The sequence below is a fragment of the Flavobacterium sp. KACC 22758 genome, from assembly GCF_028736135.1.
GTDB lineage: Bacteria > Bacteroidota > Bacteroidia > Flavobacteriales > Flavobacteriaceae > Flavobacterium > Flavobacterium johnsoniae.
In genome coordinates this window covers 4,721,234-4,745,122 of the sequence record NZ_CP117878.1, presented here as the reverse complement: position 1 = coordinate 4,745,122, position 23,889 = coordinate 4,721,234, and the positions used below count along the sequence as shown (strand labels likewise).

General features: G+C 33.8%; 19 protein-coding genes and 1 tRNA gene. 5 read left to right on the top strand and 15 right to left on the bottom strand.

The features are described from left to right. Positions 1 to 5: 5 nt before the first annotated feature. Positions 6 to 773 carry a ParA family protein gene (locus PQ462_RS20035; protein ID WP_121360213.1) on the bottom strand — a complete coding sequence of 256 codons (768 nt, stop codon included), beginning with the start codon at positions 771 to 773 and terminating at the stop codon, positions 6 to 8. A 218-nt stretch (positions 774 to 991) separates the two neighbouring features. Further along, positions 992 to 1,393 (bottom strand): septal ring lytic transglycosylase RlpA family protein, encoded by a 402-nt coding sequence (locus tag PQ462_RS20030; protein WP_274251307.1) that lies wholly within the window; start codon positions 1,391 to 1,393, stop codon positions 992 to 994. A gap of 223 nt (positions 1,394 to 1,616) precedes the next feature. Here PQ462_RS20030 and PQ462_RS20025 point away from each other — a divergent pair, with 223 nt between their 5' ends. Continuing rightward, complete coding sequence (locus PQ462_RS20025; protein WP_274251306.1) at positions 1,617 to 3,785, top strand: hypothetical protein; 2,169 nt, start codon at positions 1,617 to 1,619, stop codon at positions 3,783 to 3,785. 327 nt (positions 3,786 to 4,112) lie between these two features. Here PQ462_RS20025 and PQ462_RS20020 read toward each other — a convergent pair. Next, positions 4,113 to 4,187 (bottom strand) — tRNA-Pro (locus tag PQ462_RS20020). Positions 4,188 to 4,363: 176 nt separating this feature from the next. Here PQ462_RS20020 and trxB point away from each other — a divergent pair. Beyond that, a complete protein-coding gene (gene trxB, locus PQ462_RS20015) occupies positions 4,364 to 5,311 on the top strand; it encodes a thioredoxin-disulfide reductase (protein WP_012022307.1) in 948 nt (315 codons plus the stop codon). Positions 5,312 to 5,459: 148 nt separating this feature from the next. On the opposite strand, the gene PQ462_RS20010 is transcribed toward trxB, so the two are convergent. From PQ462_RS20010 to PQ462_RS19990, 5 genes are all read right to left on the bottom strand, one after another. After that, positions 5,460 to 6,293, bottom strand: a complete 834-nt coding sequence (locus PQ462_RS20010) for a GIN domain-containing protein (protein WP_274251305.1) — start codon at positions 6,291 to 6,293, stop codon at positions 5,460 to 5,462. Positions 6,294 to 6,378: 85 nt separating this feature from the next. Then, positions 6,379 to 7,113: a head GIN domain-containing protein gene (locus tag PQ462_RS20005; RefSeq protein WP_274251304.1), complete on the bottom strand. Its 735-nt coding sequence runs from the start codon at positions 7,111 to 7,113 to the stop codon at positions 6,379 to 6,381. An 11-nt stretch (positions 7,114 to 7,124) separates the two neighbouring features. Beyond that, entirely contained in the window at positions 7,125 to 8,861 is a 1,737-nt protein-coding gene (locus PQ462_RS20000; protein WP_274251303.1) for a PspC domain-containing protein, read from the bottom strand. Between the two features lie 3 nt (positions 8,862 to 8,864). After that, positions 8,865 to 9,197: a PadR family transcriptional regulator gene (locus PQ462_RS19995; protein WP_008464689.1), complete on the bottom strand. Its 333-nt coding sequence runs from the start codon at positions 9,195 to 9,197 to the stop codon at positions 8,865 to 8,867. Between the two features lie 156 nt (positions 9,198 to 9,353). After that, positions 9,354 to 9,809: a DUF4870 domain-containing protein gene (locus PQ462_RS19990; protein ID WP_183044555.1), complete on the bottom strand. Its 456-nt coding sequence runs from the start codon at positions 9,807 to 9,809 to the stop codon at positions 9,354 to 9,356. Positions 9,810 to 10,063: 254 nt separating this feature from the next. Between PQ462_RS19990 and PQ462_RS19985 the strand changes: the two genes are divergently transcribed. Both PQ462_RS19985 and PQ462_RS19980 read left to right on the top strand, forming a co-directional pair. Further along, positions 10,064 to 10,516, top strand: coding sequence for a DUF4442 domain-containing protein (locus PQ462_RS19985; RefSeq protein ID WP_012022302.1), 453 nt, complete (start codon positions 10,064 to 10,066; stop codon positions 10,514 to 10,516). A 251-nt stretch (positions 10,517 to 10,767) separates the two neighbouring features. Beyond that, positions 10,768 to 14,163 carry a polysaccharide deacetylase family protein gene (locus PQ462_RS19980; protein ID WP_274251302.1) on the top strand — a complete coding sequence of 1,132 codons (3,396 nt, stop codon included), beginning with the start codon at positions 10,768 to 10,770 and terminating at the stop codon, positions 14,161 to 14,163. 69 nt (positions 14,164 to 14,232) lie between these two features. Here the strand turns inward: PQ462_RS19980 and PQ462_RS19975 are convergent, their stop codons facing one another. The 7 genes from PQ462_RS19975 to PQ462_RS19945 form a co-directional block, all read right to left on the bottom strand. Next, positions 14,233 to 14,391, bottom strand: coding sequence for a hypothetical protein (locus PQ462_RS19975; protein ID WP_175556815.1), 159 nt, complete (start codon positions 14,389 to 14,391; stop codon positions 14,233 to 14,235). Between the two features lie 136 nt (positions 14,392 to 14,527). Further along, positions 14,528 to 16,768 (bottom strand): multicopper oxidase family protein, encoded by a 2,241-nt coding sequence (locus PQ462_RS19970; RefSeq protein ID WP_274251301.1) that lies wholly within the window; start codon positions 16,766 to 16,768, stop codon positions 14,528 to 14,530. A 9-nt stretch (positions 16,769 to 16,777) separates the two neighbouring features. Continuing rightward, positions 16,778 to 19,291, bottom strand: coding sequence for a heavy metal translocating P-type ATPase (locus PQ462_RS19965; protein ID WP_274251300.1), 2,514 nt, complete (start codon positions 19,289 to 19,291; stop codon positions 16,778 to 16,780). Positions 19,292 to 19,588: 297 nt separating this feature from the next. After that, positions 19,589 to 20,149: a helix-turn-helix domain-containing protein gene (locus tag PQ462_RS19960; protein ID WP_073408934.1), complete on the bottom strand. Its 561-nt coding sequence runs from the start codon at positions 20,147 to 20,149 to the stop codon at positions 19,589 to 19,591. A 4-nt stretch (positions 20,150 to 20,153) separates the two neighbouring features. Further along, positions 20,154 to 20,684, bottom strand: coding sequence for a DUF3347 domain-containing protein (locus tag PQ462_RS19955; RefSeq protein WP_274251299.1), 531 nt, complete (start codon positions 20,682 to 20,684; stop codon positions 20,154 to 20,156). A gap of 111 nt (positions 20,685 to 20,795) precedes the next feature. After that, entirely contained in the window at positions 20,796 to 21,176 is a 381-nt protein-coding gene (locus PQ462_RS19950) for a hypothetical protein (RefSeq protein WP_274251298.1), read from the bottom strand. A 71-nt stretch (positions 21,177 to 21,247) separates the two neighbouring features. Then, entirely contained in the window at positions 21,248 to 22,081 is an 834-nt protein-coding gene (locus PQ462_RS19945; protein ID WP_012022296.1) for an AraC family transcriptional regulator, read from the bottom strand. A 103-nt stretch (positions 22,082 to 22,184) separates the two neighbouring features. Here PQ462_RS19945 and PQ462_RS19940 point away from each other — a divergent pair, with 103 nt between their 5' ends. After that, positions 22,185 to 23,351 (top strand): MFS transporter, encoded by a 1,167-nt coding sequence (locus PQ462_RS19940; protein WP_274251297.1) that lies wholly within the window; start codon positions 22,185 to 22,187, stop codon positions 23,349 to 23,351. Positions 23,352 to 23,889 lie beyond the last annotated feature (538 nt).

The window sequence follows — 23,889 nt, the reverse complement described above, 5'->3', positions numbered from 1 at the left end:
AAAAACTATTTACTGTTTTTCTTTATAATTTCTTGAGCTAAATTAATATAGTTTACGGCACCTTTGCTTGTAGCATCATAATTAATGATACTTTCTCCAAAACTCGGAGCCTCACTCAATTTTACATTTCGCTGGATTACGGTATCAAAAACCATATCATTAAAGTGTTTTTGAACCTCTTCTACAACCTGATTAGATAAACGTAATCTTGAATCGTACATTGTTAATAATAAACCTTCAATGTCAAGATCCGGGTTGTGTATTTTTTGAATACTCTTAATAGTATTCAATAGTTTTCCTAATCCCTCAAGTGCGAAATACTCACACTGAATAGGAATAACTACAGAATCTGCAGCTGTTAAAGCATTCAGGGTTAACAATCCTAGAGATGGTGCACAGTCGATAATGATATAATCATATTCTTCTTTTGCTTCTTCTAATGCTTTTTTAAGCATGTACTCACGGTTTTCTTTGTCAACCAATTCAATTTCGATCGCAACAAGGTCAATGTGAGCTGGTATCACGTCAACATTTGGAGATGTACATTTTAAAATGGCTTCTTTTGGTGTAACAGTATGTTCTAGAATTTGATAAGTTCCAACTTCAACTGTTTCTACGTCTATTCCAAGGCCAGATGTGGCATTGGCCTGAGGATCAGCGTCGATCAATAATACTTTTTTCTCTAAAACACCTAATGAGGCAGCAAGATTTACTGATGTAGTAGTCTTTCCAACGCCTCCTTTTTGATTAGCAATAGCAATGATTTTGCCCATTTATTTTCTGAATTTTGAACCGTAAAAATACAATTATTTATGGTTTTTGAAAATCTATTTTGTTAACATTTAAGAAACTTTGCTTAATCGCGGTTTCATGGGTCTTGGGAACAAAATAAATTTAGTTATGAATAGAATTATCAATTAAATTTTGGTCAATTTGCCTGATGTTCCTTCTGTAAAAAGAGACGAATCTGATTTTGTCCTAAGAAAAGAGCTTATTTTAAAATTTCTATAGTCACATAAACTACACCGCTTTTTTTGTTAGAAGCAATGCTCATAAATGCCCTTTTGCTTAAATCAATTTCTCTTCCTTTAACAAAAGGTCCTCTGTCTGTAACTTCTACAATTACAAATTTGTTGTTTGCTTCATTTGTAACTTTCAGCATCGTGCCAAAGGGAAACGTTTTATGTGCAGCAGTCAGGTCGTTGTTGTTGAATTTTCTTCCGCTGGCTGTTTTTCTGCCATTAAATTTGTCGTGATAATAGGAAGCATGAGCATCTTTTTTGTAAAAATTCTGTTCTTCATTTACTACATCGGTATTTGCAGAAGCAGGGGCTTTTTGTGAAAGAACTGTAGAGGAAACGGCTAAAGCCATAGATAGTATTATCTTTTTCATTTTCTAATTTTTGTAGAAGGGCAAAAAAAAACTATTGGAAAAGAATCAACATATAGCAGACGGTTTATTTGTGTTGTTAAAAGCCAAAATTGAGGCTTTGTATAGTTTTTGATAAGAAAATTGGAACCAAAAACGGACTTTTAGGTTGGAGATTATTGCTATTTTGGGCTTCTTTAAAAGTACTATTATTACAAACTATCAAACCACAAAAATGAACATTCTTATGACTAAAAAAGCGATTTCAGTATTTACGGCATTTTTGTTTATGCTGACTTTATGCAGTTTTATTTCATCTTATCCGTCTAATGAAAAAAAACAGGAAAGTACAACAGAACGAAAAATTGTTTACAACAAAAAAAAGCATAGTATAACCTTAACCTGGTCTGCTTTTGGTTCTTCAGGAAATTATATAATTACAAGAGGAGGAAGCCGTCTGGCATCAGATTTTGTTTCGATTGGCTCAACTTCTAAATTAGAATTTACCGATAATAAACCTAATGCAGATAAATATGAAAATCATTATAAGATTACTCGTGGGTATGAATTCATAATAATTTCGCTTGAAAATCAGATTTTTGGAGATAATATGTATTTCTATGATAGAAAATATGAGAAAGCAGAAACGGCACGGAAAGAAATTAATTCGCAGTTTGAATCTATTGGTTTAGGCGGAGCCAACGGTGAGTGGACAACCAAACGTCAGGCTTATTATTTCAAAGCAAACGTGAAAGGCCAGACTTACGATTCTGGTGGTTCGGGTTCAGCATCAGGAGCAGAAGCAAATTCAATAGAGCTGGGATTTTACTCTCACATTGGAGGTTTAGGAAAAGTTCCGTCAGATGTTAAATTAGGTTCTATATTTACAAGGCCTCATCTTTCAGGTGGAGCGAATGCTACTTGTACTTTTTGGCGTTCTGTAGAAAATGTAGAAGTAATGCGAGATTTTGCATGGACGGTTTCGCAGTCAACCAGTGCACGAAGATTATTAATTGACAGCACTTCGAAATATATTTCAGATGTTGGAAATACCAATTTTTGGGGAAGCGGAGGCTTTATCGCCGATACGCATTATACATCATCAAGACCCAACTGGGGCGGACAACAGCAATGGTACACTAGAAATACTGTTTTTCCTTCGGGCTCAGGAGCTATGGGTGGTTCATATAATATGGTTTGGCAGGGATGTGTTAACCCTCCTCAGGCAGATAATGCTAATTCGCCAATTCCAACTACGCCTATTATTAGAGAAAAACCTTTTCTTTTTATAGATAATGATGGAGAATACAAAGTCTTTGTTCCGGCTTGGCAGAAAGACAGAGTAGGAGTTTCGTGGTCGTCGAAAGATATGGGTAAAGGTCAGGTTCAGGATTTGCTTACGAAATGGTATGTCGCTAAAGAAGGTGATACTGATGTAGAAATTAATAATGCGTTAAAAGCTGGTAAGAATATATTTTTTACTCCGGGACATTATGCGTTAAATGCTCCTATTCAGGTAAACAGAAAAGATGCCATACTTTTAGGAGCTGGTATAGCATCGGTAACTTTGGAGCCAGCCGAAAAAAATATATGGGGATGTATTTATGCTGATGATAAAGACGGAGTTATTGTTGCCGGACTTCTTATGGATTCGTTTAATAGTACAACGTATCAAATTAGAATTGGTAACGAAGGTGCAAATGCAAATCATGCGGCAGATCCTATTTTACTTGCAGATATTACTTGCAGAGTAGGAGGAGTTCAGTCTAAAAATATCCAGATACAGGCTTCTATGCAGATTAACAGTAGTAATGTTGTGGGAGATCATTTCTGGTTATGGCGTGCTGATCATGGTTCGCAGAAAGGCGGCAATGCACGCTGGCAGAGAGACAGATGTAAAAACGGACTTATTGTAACGGGTAATGATGTTACGCTTTATGCTCTTTTTACTGAACATTATCAGGAATATGAAGTATTGTGGCTTGGAGAACGCGGCAGAACGTATTTCTTTCAAAATGAACCTCCATATGATGCACCAAATCAAGCAAGCTGGAGCAGTCAGGGAGGGAGAGTTGACGGCTATGCAGCATTTAAAGTTGCTAATACTGTAAAAGAACATCATACTATAGGAATGGGATCTTACGCCGTTTTTACAGGAACGGATGGAAATGTAAACAAGAAAAACGGATTTGAAGCACCAAACAGCCCAAATGTGAAACTGGAAAAAATGTGTATTACCCGTTTTGCCGGTTCAGGAAATATTCAAAATGTTATTAATGGTACAGGCGGAAGCACAGCAAATGGAACAAAACGTGTCGCTGATTATAATAATGGGGAAGGAGTACAGCCTTATGACGAAGAATTTATTCTGCCAAATCGCGAATCTTATCCTGCTTATATTAATATGGAAAAGTAATAATTAATGTGTTAGAAAATATTAAAAACAAAAAACTCTGAGGATATATTAATCTTCAGAGTTTTTTGTTTTTAACCTATGTATTCTTGATTTTAAATGTGGGTACTAAACTGTGATGCGGGTTGTTCTGTTTAAACATTGCCAACGGTTTCAACCGTTGGGCGCAATATGTTTGTCACAATGTGTTATTGCAATATGTTTCCCGTGGTTGAAACTACGGGCTATGTTTTTAATCGGTGATGATAATCGTTAGGAATTAATTTATGCTTTAAAAGATTTTGAGATAAGAGCAAAAAAAAGTCTTTCCAGAAAATGAAAAGACTTTTGTCGGGGTGGCAGGATTCGAACCTGCGGCCTCCTGCTCCCAAAGCAGGCGCGATAACCGGGCTACGCTACACCCCGATGATGTATTGTTGTACTGCCCGAAAGCGGATGCAAAGATATAAATAAATTTCGTTTACAAAAGGAAAAAATGAAAATAAATAAAACTTATTTTAAGATAGCTATTTCAGATTTATTTTCGGCGTTATTTTTTATAATAAAGTTTACATTTGCATCTCTTAAAAACAATACACATTATGTCAGATACAATCGAAAAAATTAAATGCCTTATTATAGGTTCTGGCCCTGCGGGTTATACTGCAGCTATTTATGCTGCCAGAGCAAACATGAATCCTGTTTTATACCAAGGAATGCAGCCTGGAGGTCAGTTAACGACAACTAATGAAGTAGAAAATTTTCCTGGTTATGTTGATGGTGTTACAGGACCAGAAATGATGATACAGTTACAAGAACAAGCAAAACGCTTTGGTGCTGATATTCGTGACGGCTGGGCTACAAAAGTTGATTTCTCTGGTGGAATTCATAAAGTTTGGATTAACGATTCAATCGAATTGCACTGCGAAACAGTAATTATTTCGACAGGTGCTTCGGCTAAATATTTGGGATTACCTTCTGAACAACATTATTTAAATATGGGAGGCGGAGTTTCTGCCTGCGCTGTCTGTGATGGGTTTTTCTACCGTAATCAGGAAGTAGTAATTGTAGGAGCAGGAGATTCTGCTTGTGAAGAAGCACATTACTTATCTAAACTTTGTAAAAAAGTAACGATGTTGGTAAGAAGCGAAAAATTCAGAGCTTCTAAAATTATGGAAGAAAGAGTTCGTAAAACTGAAAATATCGAAATCTTAATGAATCATGATACTCTTGAAGTCTTAGGAGACAATAATGTGGTTCATGCTATTAAAGCTTTAAACAAAACAACTGGCGAAACAATCGAAATTCCTGCAACCGGATTTTTCGTAGCAATTGGACACAAACCAAACACAGATATTTTTAAAGATTACATTACTCTTGATGAAACAGGATATATCATAAATACTCCAGGAACATCTAAAACTAATGTTGAAGGTGTTTTCGTAGCCGGAGATGCTGCAGACCACGTATACCGTCAGGCAATTACTGCTGCAGGTACAGGATGTATGGCTGCACTTGATGCTGAAAGATATTTGGCTTCTCAAGAATAAAAATGAGTCACAGTATTCAGTTTCAGTTTCCAGCTTTTTTAGGAATTGAATAAAAAATAAAAGTCCCAATCTTAAACTGATTGGGACTTTTATTTTTAAAATAGTATGTGTTCTAATTCAGGCAATCTGTGACTGAATACTGAATACTTTATTTAATCTTCTTAAACAGTTTAGCTTCTTCAGAAAAACGGTTAAGCGTGATAGCCGGGCTTCCAAAAAGAGAGATTTCAGCCTTATCTCCTACAGCTAATGAAAGTGTTGTTTCTGCAAGAATAGTTCCTACTGCATAATTCTCAGCTGTAACATTTGCATCTTTTAGAGTGAACTTTGTTCCTGTAAAAACCGAATTGTTATCTAAACGAATTGTTGCTTTTTCCGCAATACCTTCTATAGCTGCAATTGCTTTTTGATATAAATCGCATTTAAATTTAATGGCAGAAACTAATGTTTTAATAGAAGAGTTTTTGCTCAATTGCAAACTTCCATCTTCCGTTTTTAAGTTTAATTCAGTTTTTGATTTGTCATCAGCAAAAAGAGTGAATTTTTTTGAATTTACATTTAAGTATAATTTAGAATAATCAAAGCTGTTAAAAGTAATATTGTCTAATTGCAGTTCCTGAATTGCATAAATTTTAGAATCGTTTTTACTGATTACTTTGTTTAAAGAACTGGTGTAGGTAACTTTTACAGAAAGTTTTTTAAAGATTGTACTTTCTTTTGATGTATATAAACGAAGAGTTTTATCTCTTAAGTCCATTGCGATGATTTCATGCAGATTATCATCGGCCTCAATTTTAATTTCGTTTTTTTCTCCTTTTTCAAGATAAACTTCTAAATTATCATCGACTTCAATTGCATCAAAGCTTCCTGTTTCTTTAATAGAAGTCGTTACAATTTTTGATCCTTTTACTTTTTCTCTTTTTTGAGCAAAGGTTAATGTTGTAACTAAAAGTAACAGGAATAGTGCAGTATGTTTTTTCATTAATTCTAATTTTGATTTTAGCAAATATAAAAAAATCATCCACTTTAGATGAATGATTTTTTTTATATTTAACAGTTACGGCATATTAGCCCTGACTTATGCTTCCTCCAGAACTTGCGGTTTTGTCGATTGTTTTGGGAACATTGTTGTAGTTAATGTTTCCTCCGCTGCTTGCCTGTGCTTTAAGGCTTAAAATAGGATGAACTTTAATAACTGCTCCACTCGAAACTTCGGCATCAACATCATTTGCTAATAACTGACCGGCTTCAATAGAAGACCCGCTTGCGGCTGAAGTTTTAATTTTTAATGCTTTTCCTTTAATATCAATTGAACTTCCGCTGCTTGCATGGAAAGAAACATTATCAGATTCAACTTCTACATTCATCGATGCGGCACTTGAAGTTTCCAGTTCAATATTTTCTCCCTGAAGTGTATTTTTACTAGTAACACTTGAAGCACTAGAGGCTTCGATTTTGCCAATATGAGGCATTTTTACGGTTACTTTTTTCTGAGTTATATTACGAAATGATGAGTATTTGCATTCTATAACTAATGTTCCGTTTTCTACTTTAGTAATAATTTCTTTTTGCAGATTATCATCGGCTTCAACTGTTACTTCTACCGAGTCAGACTGCTGTACAACTACATCTATCGCATTGCTTACAGAAATGTTTTTAAAATCTCCCTGAACTATTCTTTTTTCAGTGGTTACATTGCCGCTTCCTTCGATAGCGTTCATGTTGAAATTACATGAAGCAAACAATAATGCGGTAATAGTTGCAATTAAAAACTTTGTGATATGAATGATTATTTTTATCATGGCTTTGGTTGTTAGTTAATTTTTATAATAACTCCGTTTTTATCAGTTGTTAATCTTCCGTTAGTTTTTTTACCGTTTAGAACTTCTTTTCCATTTATTTTAATTGAAACTTCTTTTACAGTATCATTGTCGATTGTATTTACTTCGTCAGAATCGTTGTCATTGTCACTGTCATTATCATGATCATCTGCCGGACAATTCAGGCATTTAACTTTTGAACCTTCAACTTTATAATCATAATTTCCATCATGATTTAGGTTAAAGAAATCATCATCGTAATTAAAGTAATCTCTAACAGAACTGTCTGGTTTAAGCAATTGGCCTTCTGGTAAATAAAGGTATATGTCAACTTCTTGTCCTCTGAATTTGTTTTTTATATCTGTCAGAAAATAATTATCCAAAATTAAATGATTTCCGTTAATTTGAAACTTGTAATTAATTTTTTCTGCTCTTTTTTTAGCATTTGTAAAAGAGTTTCCTCTTGCACTTTTCTCTATTTGAACAAACGGAGCTTTTTCATCTGTACGTAAAACATGTAGGCGTACATCGTTTGAATAAATTAATTCGTTATTGGCAGAATCCTGAACAAATTCAAATTCTCTGTAATGATTTAAGCTTTTTGCATAGTAGTCACTGTATCTGAATTTTACATATAAAGTGTCTGTTGGATTAATGTTGAAAGCTTTTTTCTCGATGATTTTATTATCGTGTGAAATTTCAGTTGCCTGTTTAATTCCAATGCTTACCAAAACTGCAATTGCAATGATCCAAATAGCTAAAAGAGTATATTTAGTAATATTTCCAATTGATTTTAAGTTTGGAGATAACAATTTAAATCCTAAAAGAGTTAAGAAGAAAAATGGAATCCCTACAGCAAAAAACATCAATAAACCAAATGACCACAACGGATATTCTGTAAAGTTTCCTGCTTCTATAAAATTCTGCCATGGAAATTCAACAAAAAGGTTAGTTCCTAAAGTAAAAACTCCAACTAACAGCATTATTAAAGTTGAAATTCCTGCGATGATTAAAATCACACCTAAAAATTTAGCAAAAATTTTAAAAACAGTCATAATAAAGTCTCCAAATGAACTACTTATTCTCTCAGCTCCTGACTTTACCTGGTTTCCCATTTTATCATAATCTGCATTTTTAAATTTTTCAGATAATGAATCAATTTCTTCGCGAACTTTTTTTTCGATATTAGAAATTGTAACCGGTTCTCCTGTCATCTCTAATTTTTCAGAGGTTGTAACGGCTTCAGGTGTTACCACCCAAAGCACGAAGTAAGCTAAGATACCAGTTCCAAAACCAGCAAAAACAAAGATTAAGAATACGATTTTAACCCATACAGCATCAATTCCAAAATAATGCGCTAATCCAGTTGCAACACCTCCAACCATACCATTTTCTTTATCTCGGTATAATTTTTTATGACGTCTTGTGTTATAACTGCTGTTAGATTGACTTGTACTTTCTTCATCTTCGATTCTGTAATCTTCCGGCTGCCCCATAACCGCAATCACTTCATCTACGTCTTTCAGTCCAACAACATGTTTCTCGCTTTTTTGTTTTTCTGTTAATAATTCAGAAACACGCATTTCGATATCTTTAATGATTTCATCTTGTCCAGATGAGTTGTTAAGTGATCGTTTTATAGCGTCAAAATAGCGTGATAATTTTAAATATGCATCTTCATCGATGTGAAAAAACATACCGCCTAAGTTAATATTTACTGTTTTGTTCATGACTTATTGATTTTGATTGGTGATTAGATTTACAGCGTCAGACAATTCTGTCCAGGTACCGCTTAGTTCGTTTAAAAATGTTTGTCCTATTTCGGTTAATCCATAATATTTTCTTGGTGGTCCGGATGTCGATTCTTCCCATCGATAATTTAGTAAACCGTCATTTTTAAGCCTAGTTAACAACGGATAAACAGTTCCCTCTACAACTAGTAATTTTGCGTTTTTTAAAGTGTCTAATATTTCAGATGTATATGCGTCTTTTTCTTTTAGAACTGATAAGATGCAAAACTCAAGAACACCTTTGCGCATCTGTGCCTTTGTGTTTTCAATGTTCATAATTTCATTTTGTTTTTTTTTGATTGAACAATTCGTTTTTTGATTGATGATGATTTGATTGATGATTGATTTCGAAACTATATATTGATTGATTGTATGCTGGTTTCGACTATAACTTTTAATTTTTTAGATCTCGCACTTTGCGAATCCAAAATGTTACTTTATAAAAGGTATCGTTAGCGGATATTTGTATAATTCTCCGTTTGAAGCTTTTATCGAAGCATAAATCACTAAAAAGAATTCAACAAATTTTAAAAGTCCAAAAAGTATTACCGCCGTTGCTCCAATGCTTAAAAGACCAATGTTTCCTTCAAAATTGAAATTTCTAATGTAGAAATCGTCATCGTTAAAAACAGCTTCCAGTGGCAGGTTTTGTAAAAAAACTGTAACGAAAATTGGAATAGCAATTAAAGCTAAAATTAACGTGTAAAGCAATAAACTTAGTTGAAAGTTCAATGCCTGTTTTCCGTGATGATCTACAAATTCTGATTTGTCTTTGTAGCTTGACCAGATTATAATTGGGAAAATATAGTTCCCAAACGGAATAATGTATTGGCTTAATGTACTTAAATGTGTGAATGCCGAAGTATTCTTTTCTGTTGATTTTTCCATGATGAGTGGTGTTGATGATTGCATGATTAAAAGCATATAGTAATTTCTTATGCAAATATATGTCTAAAAAACAGTATCTTGTTTTACATAGTAGTAAATATTAACAAAATATTAACAAATTCATGTATGCTAGATTTTGATTAATTAATTGAAAATCATTGGTAAGTATTGATTTTATTGGGTTCATTAGAAAGTAAATATGAAGTATTGTGCGTGCATAGTTTTTTTGTATTTTTACATAAAAAATATATCAAATGGCAATTTCAGTATCGAAACTCAACAAATTTGTATTATTCAAATTACCATCGGCATACTTTTGCGGTGTGCGTGTAAAAGCAATCGACAAAGACAGATGCATAGTAAGTGTAAAGCACAGATGGATAAATCAAAACCCGTTTAATTCGATGTATTTTGCTGTTCAGGCAATGGCGGCAGAATTAACAACTGGAGCTTTGGTGATTTCGCAGATTCAGCAAAGCGGTAAAAAGATTTCTATGCTGGTTGCTAATAATAAAGGGAACTTTACAAAAAAAGCAACGGGCAGAATTACTTTTGTCTGTAACGACGGACATTTAATTGCCGATGCAATAAAAAAAACAATTGAAACAGGAGAGGGCCAGACTTTTTGGATGAAATCTATTGGAACTAATGAAGAAGGTGTTCAGGTTTCTGAAATGGATTTTGAATGGAGCGTTAGATTAAAATAGTTTTTTGTCAATCCTTTTATCTGTGGCTAAAAAAATATAGACAAAGATCTCAAGCAATTGAGGTCTTTTTTTTTGTACTTATTTGTTAATCAGTGTGTTTTGCTGTTTTTCTGAACTTTTCTTTCGTAAATTTATTCACTAGTAATTATTACGAAAGAAAGAATTTGTTCATTTTACCTTAATTTAATAGTAATAGTTTTATCTAAAATTAATTTTGTTTTTACATTTGCTTAAAAAAAAAGTAAGAATATATGGACAATAAAAAACAAATTTTTCAAACAGTAACTCAAAAACGCTGGAAAACTTTTCAATGGTCCAGCCGACTGATTTTATTTGTTCTCATTTTAATGGTTCCAATTTTCTTTATCACTTTAAAACGAGGATTAAAACCAGAACTTCCACTTTTAGCAAACAACAGCCACACAGGACGCAGCCTTGAAAATCCGATTACACCAAAAGATTTAAGCTCAAAAGAATTAAAAAAGTTTCGAGGGTTTGATTATTTTTTACGATCAAAAGCGAAAATCGATAAACTAAAAAAACTGCCGGCGACTCCAAGAACGACATCAGAAGTTCGAGCTGCTTTTTATGTCGATTGGGATCCGCAAAGTTTATTTTCACTCCAAAAAAATATTGATAAACTAAATATGGTAGTTCCGGAATGGTTTTTTATTGATCCAAAAACCGATTTACTGCGAACTGAGATTGATACTGCCGCCTTGAAAGTAATGAAAAAAGGGAAAGTAAAAATTCTGCCATTGATCAATAATATAAATGAATCACTTGGCCAAGGCGAATTTGACGGTGATCTTATTCATAGAATTCTTCATGATAAAAATAAAAGGGAAAGACTTATTAATGATATTACAAAAGCATTAAAAAAATATGATTTACAGGGGATCAATATTGATTTTGAGGAATTTAAAGAAAACAGCGATGAACCTATAATTGCTTTTCAGAAAGCATTGTACGAAAAACTCCATCCGTTAGGATATCTTGTTTCGCAGGATATTATGGCCGGAGATGATGATTTTAATGTAAAAGCATTAGCCAAATACAACGACTACATGTTTTTGATGGCTTATGATGAACATTATGCCAGCAGTATTCCAGGAGAAATTAGTGGTCAAAAATGGATTGAAAGGATAGTAGATAAAACTGCAAAAGAAGTTCCGTCAGATAAAATTATTCTCTGTTTTGCCGGTTATGGCTACGATTGGCAGGAAAAACAAGAAGGCGAAACGATAACTTACGATCAGGCAATTGCCATTGCAAAACAGCATAATGCAGTAATAAAATTTGATAATAATACTTATAATAATTCTTTTAAATATACCGATAGTAATGGAAAAAAACATGAGGTTGATTTTGAAGATGCCGCAACAAACTTTAATACAATAAGATTTAGTGACGAATATGGTTTGGCAGGAACGGCTTTGTGGCGTTTAGGAAGTGAAGATCAGCGTTTGTGGAGTTTTTATCAGCGAAGTTTAACCAGCGAAAGCTTGGAAAAAAAGCCTTTCGATTTTGAAGTAATGAAACGTGTCGATACGCGAATCGAAAGCCCGGCTTATATTGGAGACGGGGAGATATTAAATGTTATTGCAGCTCCGTCGCCTGGAAAAATTGATTTGGAAATTAATACCAATGAAACTATTATTACTGAGCAAAAGTATGTAGAATTGCCTACAAAGTATGTAATCAGCAAATTTGGGAATGTAAACAAACAAGTTATTTTAACTTTTGATGACGGACCAGATCCTATTTACACTCCGCCAATTTTAGATATCTTAAAAAGAGAAAAAGTACCAGCCGTATTTTTTGTTATTGGTATTCAGGGAGAAAATAATATTCCGTTGCTGCAAAGAATTTATAAAGAAGGCCACGAAATAGGCAATCATACTTTTACACATCCCAATATTGCTTTGGTGAGTGCAGATCGAGCAGCAAAAGAAATGGAAACAACCCGATTATTAATTGAAGCCGTTACCGGAAAAAGTACCGTGCTTTTTAGAGCGCCTTATAATGCTGATGCAGAACCCACAACAGAAGCCGAACTAAAACCAATTGCATTAAGCAAAGCACAAAATTATTATACAGTTGGAGAAAGTATTGACCCAAATGATTGGGAAAAAGGCGTTAGTGCCGATTCGGTTTACATTAGAACCATAAAACAATATGAGGCAAATCCTGATAAAGGAATTATTTTGCTTCACGATGCTGGAGGAGACAGAGAAGCTACAGTTAAAGCTTTGCCTCGAATCATTAAATATTTTAAAGACCGACATATTCAGTTTACTACCGTTGCTCATTTGCTTGGCAAAACGAAAGATGAAATTATGCCCGAAGCAAAAGGTCCATTTATTTCATTGGATAATTTTATTTTTGATTTTGGATATTGGTTCGGCCATTTTATTACGGCTGCATTCTGGGTTGCAATTATTCTGGGCTTTCTAAGAATTGCGTTGATGGCAATAATGGCTTTTATAAAAAAATGGAGAGATTATAAATACCCGCCAATTTATAAAGCTTCAGGCGGCGTTTTTCCGAAAGTAAGTATTATTGTTCCGGCTTATAATGAAGAAATAAATGCAGTAAAAACAATCGAAAATTTATTGGGGCAGGATTATCCTGAATTCGATATTGTTTTTGTGGATGATGGATCGAAAGACAAAACGTTTGCTATGATTAGTGAAGCTTTCGCTGATAATCCAAAAGTGAAAGTAAATACGAAACCAAACGGAGGAAAAGCATCTGCCTTAAACTACGGAATAAAATTAACAAAAAGCGACTATGTAGTTTGTATTGACGCCGACACACAGCTTAAAACCGATGCCATTTCACAATTAATGAAAGGCTTTAGAATTCAATTAAAGGATAATGCAGAAGTAGGGGCAATTGCAGGAAATGTAAAAGTAGGCAACGAAAATACAATGTTGACCAAATGGCAAAGTATTGAATATACAACAGCACAAAATTTTGACCGAAGAGCTTTTGATTTAATCAATGGAATTACAGTTGTTCCCGGAGCAATTGGTGCCTTCAAGAAAGAAGCAATAGAAAAAGCTGGAGGTTTTACAACCGATACTCTTGCAGAAGATTGTGATTTAACGATTCGTATTTTGCGAAAAGATTATCGTATTATAAATTGTATTGAAGCCGTAGCGATAACCGAAGCTCCAGAAAGTTTAAAAGAATTTATGAAACAGCGTTTCCGTTGGAGTTATGGTATTATGCAGGCGTTTTGGAAAAACAGGGATGCATGTTTTAATCCGAGATACAAAGGCTTGGGAATGGTGGCACTTCCAAATATCCTTCTCTTTCAAATCGTTTTACCAATCTTTGCGCCCTTGGCTGATTTGGTTCTTATTATAAGTTTATTCTGGAATCACAATGACCCAGACAGTCTTCACAAAATATGGGTTTATTATATTGCTTTTATGTTGGTTGACATGTTGGTAAGCGTTGTTGCTTTTATTTTCGAAAAAGAAAAACTTACTAAATTGTTTTGGTTGATTCCACAACGATTTGTGTACAGACAATTAATGTATGTCATTTTGTTCAAAGCATTAAGAAGAGCCATAAAAGGTGAAAGCCAAAGCTGGGGAGTTTTAACGCGAACTGGAAATGTTGCAACGGTGAAATAGATTTAAAACAAACATTATAAAAAAAGGCTTCAAATTTTTGAAGCCTTTTGCATTTTATATATGCTGGGATTATTTTTTAGCGCAGCATTTTTTGTCTTTTTTATCATCTGTTTTTTTACAGCATGATTCTTTTTTAGCTTTTTCCTTTTTAGGAGCTGGTTTTGTGTCTTGTGCTTGTGCACCAATTGTAAATAAAGCAATCGCTAAAACGGCAAATAATTTTTTCATTTTTGTATAATTTAAATGTTAGATATTTTTCTTTTTTGATTGAAGATGTTGATTCAAATATAATACGATTTAGTTTTGGAAATTGTCAATGATAAGTTAATATCTAAATGTTTATGTAGTCCATATGAGACAATTTTTAATAATTCAAATTCAATCCAAATCCAATTCCCATATCGCTGTCATAATGTGTTGTGATTCCAAAGTTACGGGCAACGATATATTTTAATCCCGCCATATATTCTTTATCCGTATTCCACATTAAATTCATTCGTAATCGTCTAGAAAGCGGAATATCTTTTCGTTCAAACTGAATCCTCACATTTCCATCTGTATACATTTCAACCTGGGCTTTTACGAGCATTGGCAGTGTATATTCGGCACCTATGCTGAAAACCGAACGATTGTCTTTAGTGTTTTTTTGACCAAAAAGGTTTTGTTCCTGTTCGTCCATTCCCATTTTTCTATAACGCCAGTCAAAACCTATAAATGGCATAAACCATTGCATCTTGCCAATGTATCGGCCAATATGGGTTTCAGTTTCATAACCATGTTCATTATTATAACCCAATCTCCATTCGGTGCCAATGCTCCAGCGCGTGTTGCTGTACATGGCTTCTCCGTCATTTCCATTTGTGGCAAAATCATTTTCGGCCATAAAATGAAACATACGATCGTCCATTTTCAGCATTTTATATGCCATTTCAGGATGATGAATCAACGGATTTGGTGCTGAATTTTCATAACTAAAAATACGTCCCATTCCTGCCATCATGTGATACAATATGTGACAATGAAAAAACCAATCACCATCGGCATTAGCTGCAAATTCGATAGTATCGGTTTCCATCGGCATAATATCCAGAACATTTTTTAATGGAGAATAATCACCGTGTTCGTTTAAAATCCTGAAATCATGTCCATGCAAATGCATCGGGTGGCGCATCATCGATGCGTTATATAGAGTTATACGAACAATTTCTCCTTTTTTGATTAAAATTTTATCGGTTTCAGAAATCACTTTATTGTCTAAACTCCAAACATAACGGTTCATATTTCCTGATAATTCAAAACGAAGTTCTTTAACAGGAGCATCCTTAGGCAGATTCGTTTTAAAAGGCGATTTAAGCATTCCGTAATTTAAAGTAACAATTTCCGGATTTTCTGTGCTGTCACTTTCCATTTTCATTTCTTCCATATTGTGACCTGAATGATCCATCGCTGGTTTTGAATTTTCATCTTCACCGGAAATTTCAGGATACATTACGGCATTCATATCCATTTTATTGAGCGACATATTCATGCCCATGTCATTCATTTCTCCGTTCATTTTCATCATGTCGTTCATCATTTTCATGCCGCTAAAATATTTTAATTTTGGAAGATGATGAACGGGTTGTTTTGTTCCGTTGCCTAAAAATAAAGATGCAGATCCGGTTCTGTCTTCGGCTGTGGCCAAAAATGCAAAGGATTTTTTGTCCTCAGGAATTGTTACGACAACATCATAAGTTTCAGAAACGGCAATTATCAAACGATCAACTTCTACAGGTTCTACATCATTTCCGTCGCTGGCAACAACTGTGATTTTTCCGCCGCCGTAAGTCAGCCAGAAATAACTGGATGCTCCTCCGTTTGCAATTCGCAGTCTTACTTTATCACCTGCCTTAAACTGCGAAAGCTGGTCTTCATTTTTTCCGTTAATTAAAAATTTCTCATAATAAACATCACTCACATCCATGGCATTCATACGTTTCCATTCGTTAGTAACTTTTGTAGAGAACTGTCCTTGTTTAAGAGCTTCAAAATAACTTTGCGTTGTTCCTTTTTTTATTGCAAACCAATCATTTGCATTGTGCAGCATTCGCTGAATGTTTTCTGGTTTTAAATCAGACCATTCGCTTAGAATAACCGGAATCGTTGGCAGATCATCAATTCCTTTTCGAATAGTTGGGTCGTCTTTTTTCTTGTTGATGATAAAAAGACCGTATAAACCAATTTGTTCCTGTAAACCAGAATGACTGTGGTACCAATACGTTCCGTTTTGAATTATTGGGAACGTGTATTTATGCGTCGTTCCGGGTTTAATAGGCATTTGCGTAAGATATGGAACGCCGTCTTCTTTATTAGGCAGAAACAATCCATGCCAATGCATTGCGGTATCTTCGTTTTTTAGTTCATTATGTACATAAATTTCGGCAATATCCCCTTCAGTAAAAGTCAGCGTAGGCATCGGAATTTGTCCGTTTACCGTAAGAGCACGTTTTTCTTTTCCCGAAAAATTGACAATTGTATCCCGAACGTGTAAATCATAACGAACTACTTTTTGAGCTTTTGCACCCAAAGCAATTAAAAAGACAATTAAAATAGTATGTAGTTTCATATTGATTTTTTAAAGGTTTAAATTTCGCAATCGTAAAGCATTTGCAATTACAGAAACTGAACTTAAACTCATAGCCAGCGCTGCCAGCATTGGCGAAAGCAAAATCCCAAATACAGGGTATAAAATCCCAGCCGCAATTGGAACTCCTAAAACATTATATATAAAGGCAAAAAATAAATTCTGTTTGATATTTTTCATAACAGAAAAGCTTAATTTATGAGCTTTTACAATTCCGTTTAAATCACCTTTTACAAGCGTAATTTTAGCACTTTCAATAGCAGCATCAGTTCCGGTTCCCATTGCAATTCCAATATCGGCTTTTGCAAGTGCCGGAGCATCATTGATTCCGTCTCCTGCCATTGCTACAACTTTTCCTTCGGCCTGCAGGCGTTCAATTTCTTTTAGTTTGTCTTCAGGAAGACAATCCGCTTTAAATGAACTTAAATGAAGATGATCCGCTACTGCTTTTGCAGTGTTTTTATTGTCTCCGGTAAGCATTATAACTTCGATTCCCTGATCCATTAAATCTTTAATAGCTTTTGCGCTGGTTCCTTTAACAGCATCTGTTATAGATACATAACCGACAGCTTTATTGTTTACAGCAATATAAGAAACGGTTTTGCCTAAATTTTGCTCGGCAATAATCTTAGTTTCTAAATCATCAGGAATAGAGGCGCCAATTTGATCCATCAGTTTTTTATTTCCTAATGCCATTTTTGAATTATTCACGGTTCCTAAAACTCCTTTTCCGGCAACAGCTTCAAAATTGGGAACTTCAAGTAAAGATTGATTTTTTTCTTTGGCAAAATTTACAACGGCTTGCGCCAAAGGATGTTCACTGTGCTGATTTAGAGAAGCAATATTTTGAAGCAGAAAATCTTCATTATTATCAATCGAATAAATTTTCTCAACTGTTGGTTTCCCTTCTGTAATTGTTCCGGTTTTATCAGTAATTAAAACATCGATTTTATTCATGTTTTCGAGTGCTTCTGCATTTTTTATCAAAATTCCGTGCTGAGCGCCTTTTCCAACCCCTACCATGACTGACATTGGTGTTGCCAATCCTAAAGCACAAGGACAGGCAATAATTAAAACGGCAATTGCATTTATTAATCCGTAGATATAAGAAGGTTCCGGGCCAAATTTTGCCCATATAATAAAGGTTAATATAGAGATACCAACAACTGTAGGTACAAAATATTTAGCAACCCGGTCTGCCAGTTTTTGAATTGGTGCTCTGGAACGGCTCGCATCGTTTACCATTTGGATAATCTGCGAAAGCAAAGTTTCTGAACCTACTTTTTCGGCAGTCATTACAAAAGATTTTGTTCCGTTGATGGTTCCTGCAATTACATTATCGCCCGTTTTTTTATCAACCGGAATAGGTTCTCCGGTAATCATAGCTTCGTCAATACTGCTTTCGCCAGACGTTATTTTTCCGTCAACCGGAATTTTTTCTCCCGGTTTTACTCGTAATAAATCCCCTTTTTTAATATCATGAATGGAAATTGTTCTGTCGATTACGTTTTCTACCAAAGTGGCTTCAGTTGGAGCCAGTTTTAATAATTCTTTAATGGCGCCGTTTGTCTGTCCGTGTGCTCTTGCTTCTAGTAACTGACCTAATATAACTAAAGTGATAATTACTGTTGCAGCTTCAAAATAAAGGTGAATCGTTCCGTGATGCGATTTGAATTCTGCCGGGAAAATATCAGGAAAAAACATTCCGGCTATACTAAAAAGAAATGCAACGCTGGTTCCAATTCCTATTAAGGTAAACATATTTAAATTCCATGTTGTAATAGATTTCCAGGCGCGTACAAAAAATATCCATCCGGCATAAAACAAAACCGGAATTGAAAATATAAACTGAACCCAGTTCCATTTTTCAATTGACATGATTTTAAAAAGAGGATTATCCGGAATCATTTCTGACATTGAAATGATGAAAATTGGAAGCGTGAACAATGTCGCAATTTTCATTTTCTTTAATAAGTCAGTATAAGTTTTGTTGTCTTCAGATTCAGAAGCCTGTATTGGTACTAAATCCATTCCGCAGATTGGGCAGTCGCCTGGCTCATTAGAAATAACTTCTGGATGCATTGGACAGGTAAATTGTGTGCCTGCTGCAATTTGAGGTACTAAATCCATTCCGCAAACGGGACAGTCTCCCGGTTTGTTATAAGTTTTATCTCCTTCGCAATGCATTGGGCAGTAAAAAACTCCTGTTTCATTATGAGGTATGGCAGCTTTTTTTGCGTGATCGTGATGAGAATGTTCTTTTTTTGATGAACAGCATGATTTTACAGCATTTTCTGCTGTTTTCATTTCAATAGTATAGTTTCCCGCAGCCGATAGAGCTTCCTGAAGTTTTTCGGTTGCGACATGATTATCCATTGTAATAGTCGCTTCTCCCGGATTTAGGTTTACCTCTGCGTGAATACCTTCTATTTCATTTAAAGTTTTTTCGACTTTGGTTCGGCATCCGTTACACGACATTCCTGAAATTATATATTGATGTTCCATTGCTTTACTTTTTTGTTTACAATGCAAATTTCCAAACTAATGATTACTTCGGGTTGTAGAATTTTGAGAATGATTTGCAAGATTTACAAAAGGTTTTTTTTAACCGCAAAGTGCGCAAGGATTTTGATATGCTGGTTTTATAAAAAACATAAAGTTCGCAAAGCTTTATCTGTAAAACTTTGTGAACCATGAAGAAAGTTAGCCACAGATTAAAAAGATTAACACAGATTTTAAAATCCTTTTAATCTTTTTAATCTGTGGCTAAAAATCTTTGCGCTCTTAGCAGTTGAATAAAAACTATAAATTCTCGATCTGAATGCGGTTCTTATCTTTCAGCTGTTTGAAAGAAGTAGGAGTAAAGCCCGTAATTTTTTTAAACTGATTACTTAAATGTGCGACGTTGCTGTAGTTTAAAAGATCAGCAATTTCACTTAAGGAAAGCTCATTGTAAATTAAAAGTTCTTTTACTTTCTCGATTTTCTGGCTTATAAAATACTTTTCAATAGTTGTGTTTTCAATCTCAGAAAATAAGTTGCTTAATGTGCTGTAATCCTGATTGAGGTTTTCGACTAAATAATCAGATAAATTAATTTTTAGTTCGTTGTTTTTATGATGAACCAAATCAACAATCAGATTTTTAATCTTCTCGATTGTTTTACTTTTTTTATCATCTAATAAATCAAAACCTAAATCCTGAAGATTTTTAAGTAAAGCTTCTTTTTGATCTTCGGTTATTTCATTTTCTAATTCTACTTCGCCAAGTTCAACAGAAATAGTAGGAAGTCCGAGTTTTTCAAACTCAGACTTCACGACCATTTTACAGCGGGCGCACACCATATTTTTGATGTAAAGCGTCATATTTTTATTTGATGGTTTCTACCACGTTTCCACAGGTTAGCATTGAAGAACCATAATACGGATTTTTAACCGCTTTTTCTTTGCTTAACCAGTCAGCATCGGCCATTGGACAATATTGTTTGTAAATTGGCTGATCCGGATTTGAAACTTTTATTAAATCGTAAGTGTTTTTAGATAATGATTTAAAAGACTCACGCTGCTTTTTAAGATCTGTATTTGACGAAATTGCTTTCGCATCGGCAGTTAATTTTTTAACTACTTTCATCCAAACAGTGTGTTCGGTACTTTTTAATTTGTCCATTTTTACAGCACTAATTGCAGTTAGTAAACTTGCCGCTTTTGCCGAAGTAGTTTTGGCATCACTTTTAATTAAGGCATCTTTTACAGCAAAATAGTTGTCAAAAACAGATTGTAATTCACCAGAAGCTATAACATCTTCTGTGTTGATTTGTGATTTTATTTCGTTTGCTGTAATAGTGTTTACAGAAAATAGTATTGTGATGGCTGCTAAAACAGCTGTTATTGAGTTTTTCATTTTTATATGTTTTTTTAAAGAAAGAACTTTTTCTTTAGGTTGTTTTTATTGAATTTTAATGCGTAAATAATTTCTCAACAAGACCCATTTATGGCTGTTAAGAATGTAATTTTATATTTTTGGAGGTAACCAAATCGTAGTGAAACCATCAGAAATATTGGTTTCATTGTAATACGTAATGGATTTTTTTACAGAGAAATTAAAGTTATTCTGAAAACTAAAATCGCTTGATACCGGAATACTCAATTGAAAAGATGAAGTTGTGCAGTTGGTATGATTGCATTTTCCGTTGCAGTCGTGTTTTTTATTTTTCGATTTTGAGGTTTCCTGACAGCAGCTTTTTGTACAGCAGCTGTTTTTCTTTTTTTCTAGAGCAGTTTCTTCTACATGAGATTTTTTTAGAGTATGATTCCCGCATGCATAACCAGAAACCGGAATCAAAAAGAAACCAATCATTACTATCAGAAATGCTATGTAGACTTTTTTTGTCAAAAGAAAATTTGTTTGTTTTACAAAATTATATAAAAATATTTAGGAGAAATGCTCTTTTAGGATTTCAATAACTAAAGCCTTTTAAAATCAGTCGGCTTCATATTTCTTTTCTTTTTAAAATAATTAGTCAAATGGCTCTCGTCTGTAAAACCAAATTCATAAGCAATCTGCTTAATAGGTAATTGATTATTTTGAAATCTTTTCTCTATTAATGTTGTCCTCAAATTATGGATATAATCACGATAACTTATTGAAAAAGTTCTTTTAAAATAAGCACTGAAATACGTCTGGGCAATATTAAAATGTTCCGCAATTACTTTTATTTGTACCAGTTTTGGCTGATAAATATTCTGGTGAATGTAATTGGCAATTTGTTCATTATCGATATGAGTTGAAGTCATCTGCAGGTTCATGCATCGAATAGTTTCTTTTATTAAACCAAAAATCGAAAGAATCTGATAAAAAACAATTGGCGAATTTGTTACATCAATATATTGGTCATATTTTGTAATGTTCTCAACCGTATTTCTAAGAATCGTTTTGCAGGGTTCGCCAAATTTTAAAACCGTTTCTTTTAGAATTTTATCACGCATAAAGTTTTCTGGCGTATGAACCAGAAATTCGTCGCAGGTAAGGTTTTGTTTTGAGTTGAAATAATTGTCTGTGAATTTGATGAAAATAAAACGAGTGCTTTTTTTAATATCAAAGTAATGCTCGTCATCTGGTGAAATTACAAATAAATCACCGGCTTTATACGATAACAGATTGTTGTTGATATGATGCACACCGCTTCCTTTCTTTATATAAATGATTTCATAATAAGTATGAGAATGCGGCGGGAGATGAAATTTTTCTTCTTCAAACTCATCAATCATAAGCGTTTTGAATTGGTTTAATTTCGGCATAACATATATTTACAAATTTATATCGCAAATATACAATTTATTTCTGCTGTATGGGTTTTAAATTTGCATCGTAGAAAGTTAATTCCCTTTCTCTCTTAATCTTATGAAAAAAAGTCTTATTGCATTGTCATTTGGAGGTTTAACAATCGGTATTACCGAATTTGTAATGATGGGCCTTCTTCCTGATATTGCCTCAGATATGAAAGTCAGCATTCCTGTAGCTGGATATTTAATCTCTGCATATGCTCTGGGAGTTGTTATTGGTGCTCCTTTATTAGTAATACTTGGAAGAAATTTTCCGCCTAAAAAAAAGCTTTTAATTTTAGCCGCAATGCTGGCAGTTTTTAATGCTTTGTCTATAATTGCACCAACTTATAATATTTTATTTGCTTCCAGATTCTTGTCTGGATTACCGCATGGTGCCTTTTTTGGTGTTGGAGCTGTAGTTGCAAGCCGTTTAGCTGATAAAGGAAAAGAAGCTCAGGCAATTGCTATTATGTTTTCGGGTCTTACATTGGCTAATTTAATTGGAGTTCCTATTGGAACTTATATTGGGCATAATTTTATTTGGCGCTATACTTTTGTTTTAATAGCCATTGTCGGCTTGCTTACCTTTTTGTTTATTTCATTGTGGATGCCGCATTTAGATAAAGGTGAATCAGTAAATATGAAGAAACAATTAGAGTTTTTTAAAAGAAGAGAAGCGTGGCTGATTATAGGAATCACGGCAATTGGATTTGGCGGATTGTTTGCATGGATCAGTTATATTGCACCGTTATTAATTAACGTGTCAAAATTTGCAGAAGGTGATGTATCGTATATTTTGATTCTGGCAGGCCTTGGAATGGTGGTTGGAAACTTCGCTGGCGGTAAACTGGCAGATAAATATTCGCCTGCGCCTACAACATTAGCTTTACTTTTTATAATGTCAATTGATTTAATATTAGTGTATTTCTTATCCTCAAATCAATATGTTTCTTTGTTTCTGACTTTCTTAACAGGTGCTATTTCTTTCTCTGTTATTGCGCCAATTCAAATGTTAATGATCCGAACAGCAAAAGGAGCAGAGATGATTGCTTCGGCCTCACTTCAGGGAAGTTTTAATATCGGAAATGCCTTAGGGGCTTTCTTGGGCGGATTACCTTTGAGTGCCGGATATAGTTATGCTTCACCAAATCTTATAGGTGTTGGAATGTCGGTTATAGGAATGCTTATTACCTTAACCTTAATTAAAACTCACAAAAACAGCTTAAAGCTTCAAAGCGTATAAGGTTTATTTAAATTTAGTTTGTTAATCAACCCTTAGATGATTCTAAGGGTTTTTTTATGCCCAATATTATTTTAGAGTTGTTTAACGACTAAATCAATTAAAAAGGAAGGTTTATTATTCTACGCTTCTTTGCCAAAAACGGATTTTTAAAATAAAAACTTGTTAAAAAACGAGGGGTATTTAAAATAATATCGTTTTCGTAACGGCTTTTAAATGTCAAAAATACACTTAAAAAAATCTTAAAATCTAAACATGTAATCGATTGTTTTTTTTGAAAAATCGCAGCAAAACATCCATTTATAATAATATATTTAATATTTATATATCAATAAAATTACATTTGTCGTATAAAAAAGCATATTTATTTTTGATTTGTAATTTTATTTATGAATTTTTTATGAATTTTAATTTTTTATATGAAAAAAATATCTATGTTTGTGTAATCGATTACAACTTTAAAAAAAAGTTAAAATATAGCTCTCTATAAGTGATTTTATCAGGCTGAATCACAGATTTTGTTCAAATAGAGTTGTTTTTA